At 47.6% G+C, this 18,836-nt stretch carries 20 protein-coding genes; 11 read left to right on the top strand and 9 right to left on the bottom strand.

The genetic code is table 11. The annotated features are described in order from the left end of the window. Positions 1-52: 52 nt before the first annotated feature. The 4 genes from N179_RS09280 to N179_RS09295 form a co-directional block, all read right to left on the bottom strand. The gene (locus N179_RS09280) at positions 53-490 is read right to left on the bottom strand and encodes an NUDIX domain-containing protein (protein ID WP_053452455.1); all 438 of its coding nucleotides are present in this window, start codon (positions 488-490) and stop codon (positions 53-55) included. Positions 491-547: 57 nt separating this feature from the next. Beyond that, on the bottom strand, positions 548-967 hold the full coding sequence (locus N179_RS09285) for a hypothetical protein (RefSeq protein ID WP_023466820.1): 420 nt from the start codon (positions 965-967) through the stop codon (positions 548-550). Next, complete coding sequence (locus N179_RS09290; RefSeq protein ID WP_235147615.1) at positions 957-1,379, bottom strand: YwiB family protein; 423 nt, start codon at positions 1,377-1,379, stop codon at positions 957-959. The genes N179_RS09285 and N179_RS09290 overlap by 11 nt, the downstream gene beginning before the upstream one ends. A gap of 108 nt (positions 1,380-1,487) precedes the next feature. Next, positions 1,488-3,146 (bottom strand): glycoside hydrolase family 13 protein, encoded by a 1,659-nt coding sequence (locus N179_RS09295; protein ID WP_035399261.1) that lies wholly within the window; start codon positions 3,144-3,146, stop codon positions 1,488-1,490. A gap of 389 nt (positions 3,147-3,535) precedes the next feature. On the opposite strand from N179_RS09295, the gene N179_RS09300 reads away from it, so the two are divergent. The 9 genes from N179_RS09300 to N179_RS09340 all read left to right on the top strand — a co-directional run bounded on the left by N179_RS09300 (position 3,536) and on the right by N179_RS09340 (position 13,314). Beyond that, complete coding sequence (locus N179_RS09300) at positions 3,536-4,972, top strand: NAD-dependent succinate-semialdehyde dehydrogenase (protein ID WP_023466816.1); 1,437 nt, start codon at positions 3,536-3,538, stop codon at positions 4,970-4,972. Beyond that, on the top strand, positions 4,969-6,597 hold the full coding sequence (locus N179_RS09305) for an acetolactate synthase large subunit (RefSeq protein WP_075642757.1): 1,629 nt from the start codon (positions 4,969-4,971) through the stop codon (positions 6,595-6,597). Before N179_RS09300 ends, N179_RS09305 begins: the two co-directional genes overlap by 4 nt. Before the next feature lie 5 nt (positions 6,598-6,602). Further along, the gene (gene ytxJ / locus N179_RS09310; RefSeq protein WP_023466812.1) at positions 6,603-6,929 is read left to right on the top strand and encodes a bacillithiol system redox-active protein YtxJ; all 327 of its coding nucleotides are present in this window, start codon (positions 6,603-6,605) and stop codon (positions 6,927-6,929) included. 304 nt (positions 6,930-7,233) lie between these two features. Continuing rightward, positions 7,234-8,769, top strand: a complete 1,536-nt coding sequence (locus N179_RS09315; RefSeq protein WP_058265487.1) for a DHA2 family efflux MFS transporter permease subunit — start codon at positions 7,234-7,236, stop codon at positions 8,767-8,769. A 117-nt stretch (positions 8,770-8,886) separates the two neighbouring features. Further along, entirely contained in the window at positions 8,887-9,183 is a 297-nt protein-coding gene (locus N179_RS09320) for a metal-sensitive transcriptional regulator (protein WP_075642758.1), read from the top strand. Positions 9,184-9,196: 13 nt separating this feature from the next. Continuing rightward, on the top strand, positions 9,197-11,326 hold the full coding sequence (locus N179_RS09325) for a heavy metal translocating P-type ATPase (protein WP_075642759.1): 2,130 nt from the start codon (positions 9,197-9,199) through the stop codon (positions 11,324-11,326). Next, a complete protein-coding gene (locus tag N179_RS09330; protein ID WP_023466808.1) occupies positions 11,323-11,529 on the top strand; it encodes a heavy-metal-associated domain-containing protein in 207 nt (68 codons plus the stop codon). Before N179_RS09325 ends, N179_RS09330 begins: the two co-directional genes overlap by 4 nt. An 86-nt stretch (positions 11,530-11,615) precedes the next feature. Next, on the top strand, positions 11,616-11,840 hold the full coding sequence (locus tag N179_RS09335; RefSeq protein WP_023466807.1) for a hypothetical protein: 225 nt from the start codon (positions 11,616-11,618) through the stop codon (positions 11,838-11,840). A gap of 172 nt (positions 11,841-12,012) precedes the next feature. Next, a complete protein-coding gene (locus tag N179_RS09340; RefSeq protein WP_023466806.1) occupies positions 12,013-13,314 on the top strand; it encodes a globin-coupled sensor protein in 1,302 nt (433 codons plus the stop codon). A gap of 56 nt (positions 13,315-13,370) precedes the next feature. Here N179_RS09340 and N179_RS09345 read toward each other — a convergent pair whose 3' ends face one another. Both N179_RS09345 and N179_RS09350 read right to left on the bottom strand, forming a co-directional pair. Continuing rightward, positions 13,371-13,979, bottom strand: a complete 609-nt coding sequence (locus tag N179_RS09345; RefSeq protein ID WP_035399163.1) for a class F sortase — start codon at positions 13,977-13,979, stop codon at positions 13,371-13,373. Next, the gene (locus tag N179_RS09350; protein ID WP_023466804.1) at positions 13,951-14,739 is read right to left on the bottom strand and encodes a DUF4397 domain-containing protein; all 789 of its coding nucleotides are present in this window, start codon (positions 14,737-14,739) and stop codon (positions 13,951-13,953) included. Before N179_RS09350 ends, N179_RS09345 begins: the two co-directional genes overlap by 29 nt. 220 nt (positions 14,740-14,959) lie before the next feature. Here N179_RS09350 and N179_RS09355 point away from each other — a divergent pair, with 220 nt between their 5' ends. Together N179_RS09355 and N179_RS09360 are read left to right on the top strand one after the other, a co-directional pair. Further along, positions 14,960-15,418, top strand: a complete 459-nt coding sequence (locus N179_RS09355; RefSeq protein WP_023466803.1) for an Lrp/AsnC family transcriptional regulator — start codon at positions 14,960-14,962, stop codon at positions 15,416-15,418. Beyond that, a complete protein-coding gene (locus tag N179_RS09360) occupies positions 15,418-16,011 on the top strand; it encodes a LysE family translocator (RefSeq protein ID WP_075642760.1) in 594 nt (197 codons plus the stop codon). Before N179_RS09355 ends, N179_RS09360 begins: the two co-directional genes overlap by 1 nt. A 45-nt stretch (positions 16,012-16,056) precedes the next feature. Here N179_RS09360 and speB read toward each other — a convergent pair whose 3' ends face one another. The 3 genes from speB to N179_RS09375 all read right to left on the bottom strand — a co-directional run bounded on the left by speB (position 16,057) and on the right by N179_RS09375 (position 18,702). Further along, positions 16,057-16,929 (bottom strand): agmatinase, encoded by an 873-nt coding sequence (speB, locus tag N179_RS09365; RefSeq protein ID WP_023466800.1) that lies wholly within the window; start codon positions 16,927-16,929, stop codon positions 16,057-16,059. A 114-nt stretch (positions 16,930-17,043) separates the two neighbouring features. Beyond that, positions 17,044-17,886 (bottom strand): polyamine aminopropyltransferase, encoded by an 843-nt coding sequence (speE, locus tag N179_RS09370; RefSeq protein WP_023466799.1) that lies wholly within the window; start codon positions 17,884-17,886, stop codon positions 17,044-17,046. A gap of 144 nt (positions 17,887-18,030) precedes the next feature. Next, positions 18,031-18,702 (bottom strand): NAD(P)H-dependent oxidoreductase, encoded by a 672-nt coding sequence (locus tag N179_RS09375; RefSeq protein ID WP_075642761.1) that lies wholly within the window; start codon positions 18,700-18,702, stop codon positions 18,031-18,033. Between the last annotated feature and the right edge of the window lie 134 nt (positions 18,703-18,836).

Below are 18,836 nucleotides of genomic sequence, written 5' to 3' on the forward strand. Positions count from 1 at the left end.
AATGAACGATGGAGACCGCTTTAAGGAATGTAAAGAAACGATGACAGCCGAGTTACCACTTCATCTCTTCAAACATGTAATAGCCTTTGTGCTGTTCTTCTAAATATGCCGATAATGGAAGACGTACGTCTTCACTCGTGATGTACTCCGCTAACTCTGTTTGGTTGATCCACTTCGTCTCAATGATTTCTTCATCGGGATCACTTGGATCAAGTACACCACTCACTTCGCAATCAAAATAAGTCACGAGGCTGTGCGCTTGATAAGTTGGCATGAAGTTCTCCGTTAAGAAGGCAAACGACGACGATGTGACCGTCAAACCGGTTTCTTCTTCCACCTCGCGACGCAGTGCTTGCTCGAGGGTCTCTCCAGACTCAATCTGTCCACCGGGTAAGCTCCAGCGTTTCTCCTGACCCGATTGATTATGGACGATGAGCAGTTGATCGCCCTTACGGATGACCGCGACGATGATTCGATAGAGTGGATACATGACGCTTCCTCCTAAAAAGACCACCTTGCCTAAAACAAGATGGTCCACTGTGATTGTTTATTCTAAGCCGAGCGACTGTGGCAGACGGACTGCACGTGCGAAGGCATTTTTATAGTCCTTTTTCGCGACTAACTTTTCGACTTCACGGATTGCTGGATGCTGTTCGTCCGCGAACGCACCAAGAATCGTCAAGTAACGCTCGTATACTTGATCGTCTTCCTGACGTGCTTTCAAGAGCGCTGTATACAGCATGACGGTATCTTCACCGTATAAGACCGGTAATTCTTCGTTAATTAAAAGCAGTGTATCAATCGCTTCTGGATCGACCTTCGGATTATATTCCGTGATGACCTGCTCTGCGAGTCCTTCGAGTTGATCGCGCCATTCGTTGTAACGCGGCTCATCGTTCTCGAGCCACTCAAACCATTCCTCTTCCAACATCTGCTCCATTTGACGTACTGTTTGTTCAAATGCCATTCGTCTCACTCCGTTCCCAAGTTAAATCAATCATATACGTACCGACTGCTTGTCCATTCATCTTTAATGTATAGCGAAACTGCATCTGCTGCCGTTTCATCTCAATCGTCTTCGTGTCCGTTTCCATCAACATCTGACCGAATTGACTGCCATATTGGCTTTTGGTCGTCTCTCCTAAAATGAAGACGTGATGCATCGCAACAGGACCTTTGCGATTCAAAGCGATCTGGTCTTTTGACCATTTGATCGTCGTATCGATCGGTTGTTCATCCGGCTGAACGAACTTCACGGCAAAACCGTCTTTTGTTTCGAACAATGTGCCGTCCGCCTCAAGTTCGACCGATTCACGCATCGGACCATCTTCGATCGTCGTCACTTGTCGTAATGACACCGGGTACTTTACTGGTTTCACTTCTATCACCTCATCGTTTAGCGTACACGATTTTTTCGTCTGATGCACCTTCTGCTTACATGCAAGAAAAAAACGGATTCGACAACTATCGAATCCGTTCAAAACATATTAGCGCACACGGTACAGACGAGCTTCGAATGGACGAAGTTCCAGCTCTGTTCCTTCATGGTGCATCGTCGGATAGTTGCCGAGCAACATATTGTCCGAATGCAAGATGATGTCCGTATCGATTTCTGCTGTTTCGCCTTTTAAGTTCGTAACGATCAAGAATTGTTCGTCACCAAACGTCCGTGTATACGCGTAGACTTTCGTATCTTCCGGTAAGATGAGATCATACGCGCCATAGATCAATGTCTCTTCCATCTTACGGATTTGGATCATTCGTTTGTAGAAGTTCAAGATTGAATCTTCATCTTGTTCTTGCGACGCGACGTTGATGTCCGCGTAGTTCGGGTTGACACCAAACCATGGAGATTGATTTGAGAAGCCACCGTTTTGCTCGTTCGTCCACTGCATTGGTGTGCGTGAGTTATCACGGGACGAGTTCCAGATGACTTCCATGATTTCCTCATGTGTCTTCCCGGAAGCAAGTTGCATCTCGTACATGTTTTTCGTCGCGACATCATCATAATCCGAGATGTCCGGGAATTGAACGTTCGTCATCCCAATCTCTTGTCCTTGATAGATGAACGGTGTGCCTTGCATGAAGAAATACATCATCGCAAGCGACTTCGCGCTCTCTTTCCAGTACTGTTCCTCGTCGCCCCAAAGAGAGACCGAACGAACCTTATCGTGGTTTTCGAGGTACAACGCATTCCAACCTGTTGCTTCAAGTCCTTTTTGCCATTTCGTCAGCACTTGCTTCAGTTTGACGACGTCGACGCCTTTTTCAGCGTCTGCGCGCCAGAGATCCATGTGTTCGAACTGGAAGACCATGTTCATCTTACCGTTCTCTTCTCCGACCCAGAGATCCGCTTCTTCCGGTGTGACGCCGTTTGCTTCTCCGACTGTCATGATATCGTATTTCGAGAACGTCTCATCTTTCAACTCTTCGAGATACGCATGGATGCCTTCGACGTTCATGTGCATATCGAATGAAGGGACATACGGCATACCGAGCGGATTCGGGAGATCGGCGAATGATTGATCCTTGTTGATATGACTAATTGCATCGATTCGGAAACCATCGATGCCTTTATCGAGCCACCAGTTGATCATCGTATAGACAGCTTGACGCATGTCGCGGTTTTGCCAGTTCAAGTCTGGTTGACGACGAGAGAAGACGTGCAGGAAGTACTGCTCTGTCTTTTCATCATATTCCCATGCTGATCCACCGAAAATACTTTCCCAGTTGTTCGGTTCTCCACCATTAACGGCATCTTTCCAGATGTACCAATCGCGTTTCTCATTGTCTTTCGACGAACGTGATTCAAGGAACCACGGGTGTTCATCCGATGTGTGGTTAACGACGAGATCAAGCAAGACCTTGATGTCGCGCTTATGCGCTTCTTCCATCAAGAGATCGAAGTCCGTCATCGTACCGAACTCATCCATGATGTCTTCATAATCACTAATGTCATATCCGTTATCGTCGTTCGGTGACTTGAACATCGGGCAAATCCAAAGAACGTCGACGCCAAGATCCTTCAAATAATCCAGTTTTGCGATGATACCCGGAATATCGCCGATTCCATCGTTGTTTGCATCGTAAAAGCTGCGTGGATAGATTTGGTAAGCAACTGCTTCTTTCCACCAAGCTCGTGTAATTGTTTGTTGGGCCGTTTCAGGGCGCGGTATCATTTGTGTCATGTGTCGTGAATCCTCTCGTAGGTCAGTCTTTGGGGTGTTATTTTCATTAGTTATTGAACTTCTATACACAGCGCAACCGATTGCGCAATTCCTCTACCTTCATCTTATCAAATCCACTTTTAAAGTCAATGTTTCGGGGGTGATTCCACCATTTCACATCAACGGTTGTCACTCTTCGTTCACACTGAATATTTCAGATCGTTTTACATTACATTTACTGAATTATCCTACACTGTTTATCGGTCGATTTCTACCCTTTTGCATAACCTTTCCTTCCGAAAGTGAATCTTTTTTTCTTCGTTCGGGTATACCCTTACCAATGCATGTAAAAAAGGGGGATTTTCAGGATGAAGGGACAATTCTTTATTGGTGGGCAATGGCTAGATCACGGACGAGAACGGACGGATGTTACGAATCCAGCAACTGGAGAAGTCGTCGGTAGTGTACCAAACGGAACAAAATCAGACGTCAACGACGCAGTAGAAGCAGCACGGAAGGCATTTCCTGACTGGTCGAAGCGGACAGTCTACGAACGTGCCGAACTTCTCGAGAAGTTATATGCGAAGATGATTGAGAAAAAAGATGAACTGGCTCGCCTGATGACGCTTGAAATGGGGAAACCGCTCGCTGAGTCAGAAGGTGAAGTGCAGTATGCCGCAAACTTCGTCAAATGGTTTGCAGAGGAAGGAAAACGCGCTTATGGACGTGTCATTCCAACACATGATGCTTCTAAACGACTTCAAGTCATCAAACAGCCGGTCGGTGTCGTTGCTGCGATCACACCATGGAATTTCCCGGCTGCCATGATTACCCGAAAGCTTGCTCCGGCACTCGTCGCCGGATGTACGTTCGTCATCAAACCACCAACAGCGACTCCGCTTACCGCGCTTCGTCTTCTTGAACTTTGTCAAGAAGTCGGGATTCCAGAAGGCGTCGTCAATGCCGTTACAGGTAGCGGGAAAGCGCTTGGTGAATCACTCGCGACACATCCACATGTCGATAAGATCACTTTCACTGGTTCAACCGAAGTTGGACGGACGCTGATGGCTCAAGGAGCAGAGACGATCAAAGCGATGTCGCTTGAACTTGGCGGACATGCACCGATTCTCGTCTTTGATGACTGTGATCTCGATTTAGCTGTCGCTGAGACGATTAAGTCGAAATTCCGTAATGGCGGTCAAACGTGCGTCTGCGGAAACCGGATTTACGTATCCGACTCGATCTATGATGCGTTCGTTGAAAAACTCGGGCAAGAGACAGCGAAGCTGAAGACCGGAAATGGTCTTGATGCTGAGACGAAGATTGGACCGATGATCAATAAAGCGGGTTACGATAAAGTCAAAAAACATGTTGATGATGCGACATCCGCTGGTGCACGAGTCGTCACGGGCGGAACAGGAACGACGGATGAGGAGAACGATGTCTATTATTATGAAGCAACCGTTCTCGCGGACGTAAAACCTGGCATGCTGATCATGAACGAGGAGACGTTCGGACCTGTTGCTCCCGTCCAGCGTGTCAGTTCTGATGAGGAAGCGGTTCGTTACGCCAACCAGACACCATTCGGTCTCGCTTCGTATGTCTTTACGAAGGATTACGCCCGTGCGATTCGCGCGATCGAAGGGCTTGATTACGGAATCGTCGGCTGGAATGATGGTGTTCCTTCTGCTGCGCAAGCACCATTTGGTGGAATGAAACAATCCGGTCTCGGACGCGAAGGTGGTAGTGAAGGACTCGAAGCCTATCTCGAGACGAAGTACATTTCAATCGGTGGACTAGCGTGAACGCGGCGGATTGGTTCGTCCAATGTTTAGAGGCAGAGGGCGTCACGCATATCTTTGGTGTTCCCGGTGAGGAAAACATCACATTACTCGAATCACTCAGTCGTTCGTCGATCACGTTCATCACGACACGTCACGAAACGAATGCTGCGTTCATGGCAGCGATGTTCGGTCGCCTGAGTGGGCGACCGGGTGTCTGCCTATCAACACTTGGTCCCGGTGCGACCAATATGATGACCGGTATTGCAAGTGCGACGATGGATCATTCCCCTGTCGTCGCGATCACAGGTCAAGGAGCGACAGCACGGCAACATAAAGCATCACATCAAATGTTTGATCTCGTAGACCTCTATCGTCCTGTCACGAAGTCCAGTACGTCCGTTCTGTCAGCGGAGGTCATTCCAGAAATCGTTCGACGTGCCTTTGCGACAGCAAAAAGCGAAAAACCAGGGGCAACCCATATCTCTTTTCCAGAAGACATCGCAAAACAAGAACGTGATCAAGCAGCGACACCCTTGCAACAAGATAGCACGCCAACACATCTCCATTCCTTGACGATTGATGATCCCGATGCCTTACGTCTGATTGAGCGCGCAAAACGTCCGGTCATCATTGCTGGATTTGGCATCCATCGGCAGCAAGCACTCGATGCGTTTCGAGCATTCGTCGAAAAGCTCCAAGCTCCCGTCGTCGAGACGATGATGGGAAAAGGAGCGATTTCTTCACACCATCCGCTCGCTGCACACACGATCGGTTTACCAGACGTCGATTACAACCAGCGGATTCTCGATGCGAGTGACCTCATCATTACGGTGGGCTACGATATTACGGAGTTACCACCCCAAAAATGGAACCCAAAAAAGACACCGATCGTCCATTTGGATACAAATCCTCACGAAATCGATGCCTATTATCCGGTCGTCGCGAACGTAGTCGGACCACTCGTCGATATGCTGACTGTATTGACTCCTTTACTGCCCGAGCGTGCTTGGAACGACTGGCAACAAGATCGCGATAAGTTACGCGACGAGATTCAAGAAACGTACTCGCTTGCCTTGCCTTTACATCCTCAAAGTATCGTTCGTGAACTCGAACGAACTGTCGGGGAGGATGGCATGGTCTTCTCGGACGTTGGTGCACACAAAGTCTGGCTCGCACGCCATTATCAAACGACACGTCCGGATCAGTTATTCATTTCCAACGGATTTGCTTCGATGGGCTATGGTTTATCGAGTGCGCTCGCAGCCAAGCTGTTATATCCGGACCGGCGAATCGTCTGTGCCGCTGGAGATGGTGCCTTTTTGATGAATGGACAAGATCTTGAAACCGCCGTTCGTCTGAAGCTGCCGCTCGTCGTATTGATTTGGCGTGACGGTACCTATGGACTGATTGAATGGAAACAACAACAAGCGTTTGGGCGTTCGTCTTACATCACGTTTGACAATCCAGACCTCGTTCAACTGGCTCATGCTTTCGGCGCACTCGGTCTCCGTGTCGGTGAACATGGCTCCCTCGCACATTGTCTTGACCAAGCATTTGCAAGTGATGGACCCGTTTTGATTGACTGTCCGGTCGATTACCGGGAAAATCTAAAGTTAAGTGAACGTCTCCGGACGTATGGAGGGTGATATACATGACACAACCACGTAAGCTGCAATCCATTTCTGATTTTGATCAATTTGCGTCCGAACACAACGCGTTCGTGATTTGCAAACACAGCACGACATGTCCGATTAGTGCCGCAGGATTCTCGGAGTATACGAAATTTGCAGATGAAACGTCTGTTCCAACAGCGTATCTTTTCGTCCAAGAAGCTCGGACCTTATCGAATCACATCGCCGAACATTACAGCGTTCGGCACGAGTCACCACAAGTCTTGTTCATTCAAGACGGTAAATCGGTCTGGACAGCCTCGCATTACGACATCACGAAAGATGCACTCGAAACGAACGTCCAGTAATGCTAGCTATGAAACAAGCCTCCGGCTGTTTCATACTGAAGACAAAGCGCAATTTTTCTTTCACGAGAAGGATTGTGCTTTTTTGTTTACCTTGAATCGTTATCCTAGGAAGCGATGTCGAGTGTACAAAATGCTTCTCTCCTCGTTTAGCCTACTAGAAAAACGCTTTCAATCTTACATAAAAAATAAAATTATCTTTCTTAGCTATTATTATTTGTAATTCGAACTAAATCGGATTAAGATAAACTACAGATAGAACGACCGTATAGAAATATGTACCGTTAGTTTAGTTAGGAGGATACTTATGCAACAAAGTGCAACTCACACAGCTCGAGCTCCTTACGGCATTCTCGCCGTTTTGATGATCGGGGCATTCATTGCTTTCTTAAATAATACATTGCTCAACATCGCCCTTCCTTCGATCATGAAGGATCTTGCGATTGAACCATCGACTGCTCAATGGCTGTCGACTGGTTTCATGCTCGTCAACGGTGTCTTGATTCCGACATCTGCGTTCTTGATTCAAAAATATTCGGTTCGTCGCCTCTTCTTACTCGCGATGACCCTCTTCTCGGCTGGAACGATTCTTGCCGGCTTCGCAGAAGTCTTCCCTGTCTTGCTTGCAGGACGGATGATTCAAGCATCTGGTTCTGCGATCATGATGCCGTTACTGATGAACGTCATGCTCGTCAGTTTCCCGATTGAAAAACGTGGGACTGCGATGGGCTTCTTCGGATTGATCATGATGGGGGCGCCAGCGATCGGACCGACGTTGTCTGGTTGGATCATCGAGCACTACGATTGGCGGATGTTATTCCACTTCATCACACCAATCGCCTTGATTGTACTCGTCGCTGGTTTCTTCTTACTTCGTGACGTCAAGGAACGGTCTGCCACTCGGATCGATCTCGCTTCCGTGGCACTTTCGTCACTTGGTTTCGGTGGCTTACTGTATGGATTCAGCTCAGCTGGCTCTAAAGGTTGGGACAGCTTCCACGTCTACGGTGCGCTGATTGTCGGAGTCATCGCACTCGTAACATTCATTTACCGTCAGCTCCATATGGAACGTCCGATGCTCAACTTCAAGATTTATCGTTACCCGATGTTCGCCTTGTCTTCTGCCATCTCGATGGTCGTCACGATGGCGATGTTCTCGGGCATGTTATTGCTTCCGATCTATGTCCAGACGATTCGCGGTATCTCACCACTTGATGCGGGTCTCATGCTATTACCGGGTGCCATCTTGATGGCCGTCATGTCACCAATCAACGGGAAACTGTTTGATAAGATCGGTGGACGTCCTCTTGCGTTGACTGGTTTGTTCATCACAGTCGTTACCAGTTACTACTTCAGTCAGCTTGAGATGGATACGACGTATACGCATCTGATCGTCCTGTATTCGTTACGGATGTTCGGGATGTCAATGGTCATGATGCCAGTCTCGACGAACGGTTTGAACCAGTTACCAACGCGCTACTATCCACACGGAACAGCGATGAACAATACGCTGCAACAAGTATCCGGTGCGATCGGAACCGCGTTGCTTGTAACGATCATGTCGACGCATGCGAAGACACGTGGAACAGAACTCGCGTCTGAAGCGGCGAAGAACATGACGAGTCAACCGACAGCTGAAGCGGCTGCTGCTCTGAAACAACAGATCACGATGCAAGCGACGCTTGACGGAATCAACTATGCGTTCTTCATCTCGACGTTCATTGCTGGTCTAGCATTCGTCCTTGCTTTCTTCATTAAACGGGCGACACAAGCTGAAGACATCATTAGCGATCAACGTTCATTAAACGAAACGATCGTCAAACCACAAGTTTCCAATCAATAAGTACAAAAGCAGTCGCCTCTCGCGACTGTTTTTTATTTCTTAAGCTAAATACTGGTACCCCCCATACCTATATGTTACAGTAAAGATACCAACAAGATCATTAAAGGAGGTACGACTATGGCACACGATCATCCTGTCGTTCCACGAACGAACGAAGAACAAGATGCGTTGATGAAACGATTGAAGCGCATCGAAGGACAAGTCCGCGGGATTGCTAATATGGTCGCTGAAGATCGGTATTGTATCGACATTTTGACGCAAACGGCATCAATCCAAGCAGCTTTGCGGCAAGTCGAACTACAAATCATCGAACGCCACGTTAAGATGTGCATGCATGAAGTCGCCACCCGTCAAGACAGTACGGACGCTTACGTCGATGAATTGATGGCGGTCATCGCTCGATTGAAAAAGTAAGGAGGGTTTTCTGATGTCAAAAACGATTGAGTTTGATATTGAAGGCATGACATGCGCCGCCTGTTCTGCCCGGATTGAAAAAGTCCTCAACCGGATGGACGGGGTCGAAGCCACGGTCAACTTGCCGCTTGAAACCGCTCGTGTTTCGATTTCTGATGCCTATGACGATCAAGCGATCATCGAAAAAATCCGAAAAATCGGCTACGGGGCAACGGTCAAACAAGCACCACACGCAACAAAATCGAATCGCCGGATGCTATATCGCTTTATCATCGCGGCTATTCTATCGTTACCGTTGCTCGCGAGCATGCTGACGCATATTCCGAACAGTCCGTTCCACCTTCCATTCTTAATGAATCCGTGGCTACAGTTTGCTTTAGCGACACCGGTGCAATTCATCATCGGAGCGCCCTTCTATAGTGGGGCTTATAAAAGTTTACGGAGTGGGAGTGCCAACATGGATGTCCTCGTTGCACTCGGAACATCGGCAGCCTACTTTTATTCCGTTGCTGAAATGCTACTCGTCTCTGATATGCCGCATCTCTACTTTGAGACGAGTGCGATTCTGATTACACTCGTCTTACTCGGGAAAGTCCTCGAAGACCGTGCGAAACAACAGACGACGGGAGCAATTAAAAGCCTGCTCTCCCTACAAGCAAAGGAAGCCGTCATCTTAGAGGACGGACAGGAACGAACGGTCTCCATCGATGCAATTCAAACCGGGATGATCTTACTCGTAAAACCTGGGAATAAAATTCCGACAGATGGTATCATTCGCTCAGGCGACGCGTATCTCGATGAATCGATGTTGACCGGTGAATCTGCGCCTGTTCATAAAACGGTTGGGGCATCCGTCATTGGTGGTACGCTGAATACGAACGGATCTTTACAAGTCGAAGCGACAAAGATCGGACAAGCGACGGTTCTTTCACAAATCATTCGTGTCGTCGAACATGCGCAGACTGAAAAGGCACCGATTCAACGACAAGCCGATCGGATTTCTGGTGTGTTCGTGCCGATCGTCGTTGCCATCGCGCTTCTGACGTTAGCCGCTTGGTGGATGATCAGTGGATCCTTTGCGGAAGCGATTCGTCCTGCCATCGCGGTGCTCGTCATCGCTTGTCCATGTGCACTCGGACTTGCGACACCGACTTCGATCATGGTCGGAACTGGAAAAGGGGCTGAACGAGGGATTCTCTTTAAAGGGGGCGCTCAACTCGAGAATCTTCAACATGTCGATGCTGTCGTCTTTGATAAGACCGGAACACTGACAGTCGGTCGCCCTGTCGTCGTCGAAACGTTCGGTACGGAGACAGCGCTCGATTTCGCTGCTGCGCTTGAACGGCAATCGGAACACCCTCTTGCTCGCGCCATCACAGCAGAACGGGATGTCGTCTTTGATATCGAACGGTTCCACGTCGAATCAGGACGTGGGATCACGGGACAAATCATGGAACATGATCTCATCGTCGGATCGGCGCGAATGATGCAGGAACGAAACATCGTTCTTCCTGATTGGACATCACCTGGAGCGACTCTCGTATACGTCGCTGTCGATGGAGAAGTTGCAGCCGGATACGCCATCCGTGACGCGCTAAAAGATTCAGCGAAAGAAACGATCAAGCGGTTGCGCGAGACAAAAGAAGTATATCTCTTGACCGGTGATCGTCGTGAAGTCGCTGATCATTTAGCAACAGAACTGGGACTGGATCCAGCGTTCGTCTTTGCTGACGTTTTGCCGATTGAAAAGGCAGATGTCATTCAGTCACTTCAACAAACGAAACGTGTCGCGATGGTCGGAGACGGTATCAATGATGCCCCTGCTCTCGTAACAGCAGATGTCGGCATCGCGCTCGGTAGCGGAACGGACGTTGCCCTTGAAGCAGCCGACGTGACGCTACTTGGACACGACTTAAAACAAGTTTTACTTGCGATCGAGCTGAGTGAGCAGACGATGAAAAACATTCGTCAAAATCTCGTCTTTGCACTCGGTTATAACACGATTGGTATTCCGGTCGCCTTTCTCGGTCTGCTTGCCCCATGGCTTGCGGGTGCCGCGATGGCATTCAGCTCTGTCTCTGTCGTGACGAATGCGTTACGATTAAAACGTACCCCACTATCTGAAGGAGGAACATCATCATGAAAGAAACAACATTATCTGTTATCGGTATGACATGCAATCACTGTAAAGCAAGTGTCGAATCAGCTTTATCTGAAGTCGAAGGTGTACAACATGCTACTGTCTCACTCGAACAAAACCAGGTTACAGTCCAGCACGAGGATGTTCCTCGTGAACGTCTCGTCGATGCGATCGAAGAAATCGGCTACGATGTACCGACTGCTTAAATTTTCATGCCAAACTGCTTCTAACACGCAGTTTGGCTTTTTTATTTTTTGAAAAGCGGGAATGTACGGAGTAAGGAGGGGTTCGTATGGTACCGAAAATCGAATTCGTAGAACACTTCGACGACAACAAAGGAAAACGATTTAAAATCGAACTTTGGAATCTCGGAACCTTCACATTCAGTGCCGAGTCAGCTCGTGGACCTGTCACCCGTTTCACCTCCATTGACATTCAATTCGTTCAAGCTTGCGTTCAACGAATGCGCTCGATCGTGGACGCCAAAAAAGCATTTCAGGAAGACCAACCAGTCTAATCCTGTTCTTTTTCCATTCTCCTCATGGCGCTTGCCATGAGTTTTTTTGTTTCCGGTCAATGTTTTTCAATATTTTTGTCTTTTTTTTCGAAAACCAGTATCGCTTCGGCAAGATGAACCGATAAGAAACAGACATCATTTTATTCACATCTTGAGTATTGGAGGCAACTACGTGCGTAATCCTTTTAAAAGTAAGACTACTTCGGCTTATCAAGCTACCATCGGCTTTCCTGATTCCCGTCTCATTACGAAGACGGCAGATCCTGATCTCACATCCCGTCTCGTATACATGGGGTATACAGAAGAACAGCTACAGACACTTAAATCGATGGCACCTGTCGTTCAAGGCATCTTAGATGAGGTTCTTGAACAGGTCCTCGATCATCTTCTATTAAATCCTGAGATGGCAACCATCGCAAAACAATCGTCGACACGCGAACGACTGAAGAAAGTCTTTGCTGACTACTTCACGAGTCTACTGACAGGAAATATGAACGAGTCATTCCTCGCGATGCGTACGCGAATGGGACAGACACATAAACACAACTTCGTTCCCGTCACTTGGTTCATCGCTTCGTATGCTGCGTTTCAGACGTTGTTGATTCCAAAAATCGTCGAACACTATCAGCATGACCCAGCACAACTGACAACAGCTGTGCTTGCATTGACTCACGCAATGAACTTAGACGCTCAGATCGTGACGAGCCAGTACGTCGATTCTCGCTTGAATGAAGTGACGACGGCGAACGAGTCACGCCGTCAACTTTTGACGGACGTCGTTCGTGTCAGTCAAGAAGTCGCAAGCTCAGTTGAGCACACGGATCATGCCATCATCGAGACGAGCCGACGTGCTTCACAAGTATTAGCAGAAACAGCTCAGACGGAGCAGACAAGCCAGCAACTCGTTCAAATGACGATTGCTAACGAACGACAGATGCAACAGATGGAGCAACAATTCGCTCAATCGACACAACAAGTTGGTACTTCGCTTGAAAGCATCCATGAATTGAAGACGACATCGGATGAGATCGTCCAGATGACGCAAAGCATCGAAGCGATCGCCAATCAGACGAACTTACTCGCGTTGAATGCTTCGATTGAAGCAGCACGTGCCGGTGAACACGGTAAAGGATTTGCTGTCGTCGCGACGGAAGTTCGAAACCTTGCCGAGAATGCGAAATCGTTGAGTAGCAGTATCAACGGTCTGATTCAAAAGAACAATGGTAATATCACACAACTCGTTTCTCAGATGGAAGACATTACACGTGCCAACACCGCATCTCAGCAAGAATTGCAACAAGTTAAACAAGGAATTCAAACCGTTAAGAGTGAAATGGAGAATTCCCTCACCTTGTTTGGACGCAACAAAGAAAACCTCGGGCAAATCGTCGAGACGATCCAAGGTCTCAGTAAGACGACACAAGGCTTGACGACACTGACGACGGATCTTGTCGCTGCTTCCGAAACACATTAAAAAATAGGCAATTCTTATTCTCGGTTTTAACCGAAATAAGAATTGCCTATTTTACTTTACTCGTCTTGTTCTGCTGTGACGACAAGACGCTGATCGTATCCTTTTGATTCTGAAAACGTACCTATACATGAAATGAGCGTCAGTTTATTCATGACGGTTGCACCGAAGATTGATCCGACAGGTGCTTCATCGACAGGATAGGACATGACGTTCGTCACCACGTACGATACCTGTTGTCCTGTTTTTCCCGTCACTTCAATCCGTTGCCCTTTTTTCATCTTGGCTAAATCATAAAAAACAGCGGGACCTTCTTGATCATCCAAATGTCCGGCTAGCACGACATTTCCGGTTTGTCCGGCTTTTGCTCCGTATTTATACCAAGCGACCTGATCGGTCTGTTTCGGAACATCCATCCGTCCTTGTTTATCCTTCCCGACGACTTCGATGTTCGCTTTCACATCGAGCGTCGGAATTGTAATACGCGTTGGTATGAACGCCTCTTCGTCCACCTTTTCGGATGGCGTGGACGAAGAAGACGTCGTTGTTTCGGTTTGTTTTGGTTTTTCCGGCTTTGTAGCATCTGGAGGTGATCCCGATTGACATCCGGCTAATACGAGTAAGAGAAGAAGACTACTCTTAAGCGTTTTGTTTACGACGGACGACATACGCTGTTCCTACTAACAAGGCAGCTGCTGCTGCGACTGCCCATGGTGTAGCAGAAGCCGTATCAGATGAACCACCAAGTCCTGTTTCTGGCATTGATGCCATTTCACCACCGTCTGGGATCAAGAGGACTTCAAATGCTGGTTCGCCTTCAAGTAAGCCGATTGCGAGTGCTGTATAGTTTTTGCCACTGTCGAGTTTGACACCATCCAGTGCTTTGACGACATCCGTTGCGCCTGCAGGACGGACTTCAAGGTCATACGTACCTGCATCGAGTGTACCGTAGTCAGAGACTTTTGAGAATTCAAGGTTACTGAAGAGTGGGTCTCCACCTTTTGGTGCGACATCAACAGCTGGCGCATCTGGTGCAAAGTGTGCGACACGAACCATTGATTTTCCATCTTCGCCTTTACCATTGTCTTCCATGACCGCGAGTTTGATATCAGCTAATTTGCCGATTGCTGCGACCGAATAGAATTTACCAGCTTCTACGTTGAGTGTTTGAGAGAGCACAGGATCTTTCGTAGTTCCTGCAGCGAATACTTCTACTTTATGTTCGCCAGCTGGTAGTGTGAGATAATCTGTGACATCTTTGAATTTTGCTCCTGATACCGCTTTTTTGCCATCGACCGCGATATCGACTGCCGGAGCATCTGGTGAAGCATGAATGACACGAACCATTGCGTCATCTGCTGCGCCTACTGGTAGCACGAATAGTGCAAACAGCAACGTAGCGGTCACAAACGATAAGAGTTTCTTCATCTTTTTTCCACCTTTCTGATTGTCAAATGTACATCGCTCTCAAACCAATATTCTTACACTTCAGAACATTTCCTTCGTGGTGACATCTTAAACTTAAGATACTGCCGTAAATGTGTAAAGATTTCAGTGTGCTATGAACTTGTTCTACAAACACATTGACTTTTTCTTTCTTTTCGAAATAAAATATCTTAAATAACAATAGAAAAGAAGGTTAAAACCTATGGATTCCTACGATTTAAAAATTATTACTTTTTTGAAAAGGGATGCCCGGATGAAATGGTCAACACTTGCACAACACATCGGCTTATCGGCACCGGCTGTTGCAGAGCGCGTCGCACGCTTACAAGAGCAAGGTATCATCCGTCAGTTGACGACGGTTCTAGACCCCTCCTCCTTTGACTATCGTCTTGCTGCATTCGTCGCTGTTTCACTCGAGCGACCGGAACATCGAGCGCCATTTCTAAAACGGATTCAAGAACTTGAGTATGTACTGGAATGCCATCACGTCGCCGGGGACGATGATTACCTACTTAAAATCCGTTGTCGGGATACAGAACAACTTGATGAAATCATCACCTACCACATCAAAGAATTAGCAGGTATCCTGCGGACGAAAACGACGATCATCATGCGAACGGAAAAGGAGTCGCTTCATTTTCCGTTACCCGAGGTGGACTGATGTTTACGACTGGTTTTGGAATCGGGTTTGCCTTAGCCGCCCCCGTCGGTCCGATTGGCCTCTTATGCATGCAACGAACTCTTCGACATGGACGAATTTCCGGAATTGTTTCCGGACTCGGAGCCGCAACGGCAGACTTTACTTATGGATTGCTTGCCTTATCTGGTTTTTCACTCGTCCAATCTTTACTCACCCAAGCATCCTGGATGCAACTGATCGGCAGTCTGTTTTTGTGTTACATCGGCTGGTCGATGTTTCAAGCTTCTTCGATCGCCTCAATTTCCGATACAGCCTCGTCACGGTTAAGTAGCTATCTATCCGTCTTACTCCTGACGTTCTTGAACCCCATGACGATCACGCTATTCCTGGCGTTGTTCGCACGATTTAAATTGACGATGACGAACGGACAGGATGCCTTTTTGTTTCTAATCGGTATTTTTCTCGGTTCTGCCACTTGGTGGGTCATCTTGGCGAACATCACACACCTGCTCAAGCACCAGCTTGCGACACCCACTTTACGTATCATCCAGTGGACGTCTGCCAGTCTAATCATCGGATTCGGTGCGTTCGGGATCATTCAATTCTTCCTCTAAACAAAACAAAAGAGACCGACATCACGTCCGGTCTCTTTTGCTTTTTCATTTAATGAATCCAATCATCATTTCGCGTAATACTTTCGCTGCCGCGATCGCTGTCATGTCGGATTGATCGTACGCTGGGCATACTTCTACCAAATCCGCGCCGATGACGTCGACGTCTGCTCGTGCGATCATATGAACGACTTCAAGTAGTTCCTTCGTTGTCACTCCACCGATTTCTTGTGTACCTGTCCCTGGTGCTGCTGACGGATCGAGAACATCGATATCGATCGTGACATAGACCTTTTTACCGGCAAGTGTCGGAAGAACTTGACGAAGCGGCTCGACGATCTCGTATTTGAAGAGGTTGTAGCCTGACGTTTTCGCCCATTCGAACTCTTCTTTCATACCTGAACGAATTCCGAATGAATAGCAGTTCTCTGGTCCGATCAAGTTTGCGATTTTCTTAAGTGGCGTCGAGTGCGACAATGGCTCTCCTTCATACTCATCGCGTAAGTCCGTATGCGCATCAAAGTGAAGCACGACGAAATCATCGTAGTGTTTATCGAACGCTTTGACGACTGGCCACGTGACTAAATGTTCGCCACCCATACCGAGCGGGAACTTGCCTGCTGTCAGTAACGAATCGACGTATTCTTCAATCATATCAAGTGATTTTTGAGCATTCCCGAATGGTAACGGGATATCTCCCGCGTCAAACAACTTCGCGTCGGCGATGTCACCATCTAAGTACGGGCTATATTCTTCTAAACCAAGAGATACTTCACGGATACGTGCCGGACCAAATCGTGAACCCGGACGGAAACTGACCGTCCAGTCCATCGGCATGCCGTATAAAATTCCTTTTGCATCTTCGTGAGTCGGTTGACTCGCAATAAAGACTTTTCCTGAATATGCTTCATCAAAACGCATGATCCATTCCCCCTGTTCATTTGCCGTTTGCTGATACAAACGTCTGTTTACCTGACAACAGAGCGATTTCGAAGATCGAAACCGCTCTGTTCATGTGTGCTATAGTGACTGAGCTCAGCCGTTCGTCAAATCTTTAACGAATTTCGGAAGTGCGAAAGCTGCCGTGTGAAGCTCAGGCGTGTAATACTTCGTGTCGATCTCGTGAAAACGCTCTGGTGCAACAGCAAGCGGATCGTGTTTCTTTGATCCGATCGTGAACGTCCAAAGACCACTTGGGTAAGTTGGCACGTTAGCGATGTAGAGCTTCGTGATCGGGAAGATTTCTTTGACGTCACGTTGAACATCACGGATCAAGTCTGGTGTGAACCATGGGTTATCCGATTGTGCGACGAAAATACCGTCTTCTTTTAGTGCTTTTGAGATACCAGAGTAGAAGCCCTTCGTGAACAAGTTGACAGCTGGACCAACCGGTTCTGTCGAATCGACCATGATGACATCATACTCGTTTTCTGCTTCTGCGATATGCATGAATCCATCCCCAACGATGACTTCGACGCGTGCATCGTCCAATCCACCTGCGATGTTCGGGAGGTATTTTTTCGAATACTCGATGACTTTTCCGTCGATCTCAACTAGGACTGCTTTTTCAACGGACGGGTGTTTCAAGACTTCACGGATGACTCCGCCGTCTCCTCCACCAACGACCAGAACCGATTTTGGATTCGGGTGTGTGAACAATGGGACGTGCGCGACCATCTCGTGGTAAACGAACTCGTCCTTATCTGTCGTCATGACCATTCCGTCAAGTAACAACATCGTACCGAACTCGTCCGTTTCAACCATCTCTAGGCGTTGAAACTCCGTTTGTTCGCTCTCATAAACGTGGTTGACACGGAATGTGATACCGTAATCTTCCGTTTGGTGTTCCGTGAACCATAACTTTAATTTTTGTTCCATTTGCGATAGAACCCCTTTCTTTCATCAAGACAAAAGTTGTTCGTATGCGAGTGGCGTTTACGGCGCTTCTTAATCATACAAATGCGAGTATACCGAATTTCGAAAGAAACTTCTATATAATTCGAAAATTTTTGTCTTCTGTCTTTACTCGACGAACGTCACGATTTCATCAAGTGGACGACGTTGCTTATCACGTTTTGGTTCGTCTGCCCGGTAACCGAATGCGACCATGACCGGCACCGTGAAAACAGAACGATCGAGCAGTCCACGATCGACGAGTAATTGCTCGACGGCTTGCTGGTCGAATCCTTCGATTGGACATGAATCGATACCGATTTGTGCTGCCGTCGACATCATGTTTCCGAGTGCGATATAGGCTTGTTTTGCTGCCCAGTCTTCCATCGCTTTTGGGTTATCACTAATCGCGAAATCCTCCTCTAAAAACAGACCATAACGCTTCGTCCGTCCGGCCTTTGCTTCTTCGGATAGACCAAGGAAATCCATCATCTGCGTGACATGTGGACCATTTGCCTGCATTTGTTCTCCTGTCCGGGCGAGGAACAAGACGAAGTGACTCGCTGTCGGCAATTGTCCTTGTGCGCCCCAAGAGATTTCTTTTAATGCGTCTCGGATTTCTGGATTTTGAATGACGAGCATATTCCATGGCTCATATCCGAACGAGCTCGGTGACAGACGCGCCGTTTCTAAAATGAACCGAAAATCGTCTTCTGGGATCATTTGACCATTAAATGTCTTGGTCGCATGACGAGATTGAAATGCTTCGAGAATCGCTTGTTTTTGTTGTTGTTTTTCCATTGGAAATGCCTCCTTCAAAATGATGACTGCTTTTGTTATATCAAATCTGATTTCAGACCGCCTCTGATTTGCTCACATCAAGCTTTACGTTAGTTTTAAGACGAAACGGGAAATAATAGTATTAACGTTTTCCT

Source organism: Exiguobacterium indicum HHS 31 (genome assembly GCF_001939065.1).
Lineage (GTDB): Bacteria > Bacillota > Bacilli > Exiguobacteriales > Exiguobacteriaceae > Exiguobacterium_A > Exiguobacterium_A indicum.

Bases quoted from the DNA above. Each gene is read 5' to 3' on its own strand.
- speE (WP_023466799.1), bottom strand. From the start codon at position 17,886: ATGGAACAAAAATTAAAGTTATGGTTCACGGAACACCAAACGGAAGAT.
- N179_RS09360 (WP_075642760.1), top strand. From the start codon at position 15,418: ATGTTTACGACTGGTTTTGGAATCGGGTTTGCCTTAGCCGCCCCCGTC.
- N179_RS09325 (WP_075642759.1), top strand. From the start codon at position 9,197: ATGTCAAAAACGATTGAGTTTGATATTGAAGGCATGACATGCGCCGCC.
- N179_RS09355 (WP_023466803.1), top strand. From the start codon at position 14,960: ATGGATTCCTACGATTTAAAAATTATTACTTTTTTGAAAAGGGATGCC.
- N179_RS09375 (WP_075642761.1), bottom strand. From the start codon at position 18,702: ATGGAAAAACAACAACAAAAACAAGCGATTCTCGAAGCATTTCAATCT.
- N179_RS09280 (WP_053452455.1), bottom strand. From the start codon at position 490: ATGTATCCACTCTATCGAATCATCGTCGCGGTCATCCGTAAGGGCGAT.
- N179_RS09320 (WP_075642758.1), top strand. From the start codon at position 8,887: ATGGCACACGATCATCCTGTCGTTCCACGAACGAACGAAGAACAAGAT.
- N179_RS09350 (WP_023466804.1), bottom strand. From the start codon at position 14,739: ATGAAGAAACTCTTATCGTTTGTGACCGCTACGTTGCTGTTTGCACTA.
- N179_RS09315 (WP_058265487.1), top strand. From the start codon at position 7,234: ATGCAACAAAGTGCAACTCACACAGCTCGAGCTCCTTACGGCATTCTC.
- speB (WP_023466800.1), bottom strand. From the start codon at position 16,929: ATGCGTTTTGATGAAGCATATTCAGGAAAAGTCTTTATTGCGAGTCAA.
- N179_RS09300 (WP_023466816.1), top strand. From the start codon at position 3,536: ATGAAGGGACAATTCTTTATTGGTGGGCAATGGCTAGATCACGGACGA.
- ytxJ (WP_023466812.1), top strand. From the start codon at position 6,603: ATGACACAACCACGTAAGCTGCAATCCATTTCTGATTTTGATCAATTT.
- N179_RS09330 (WP_023466808.1), top strand. From the start codon at position 11,323: ATGAAAGAAACAACATTATCTGTTATCGGTATGACATGCAATCACTGT.
- N179_RS09285 (WP_023466820.1), bottom strand. From the start codon at position 967: ATGGCATTTGAACAAACAGTACGTCAAATGGAGCAGATGTTGGAAGAG.
- N179_RS09345 (WP_035399163.1), bottom strand. From the start codon at position 13,979: ATGTCGTCCGTCGTAAACAAAACGCTTAAGAGTAGTCTTCTTCTCTTA.
- N179_RS09335 (WP_023466807.1), top strand. From the start codon at position 11,616: ATGGTACCGAAAATCGAATTCGTAGAACACTTCGACGACAACAAAGGA.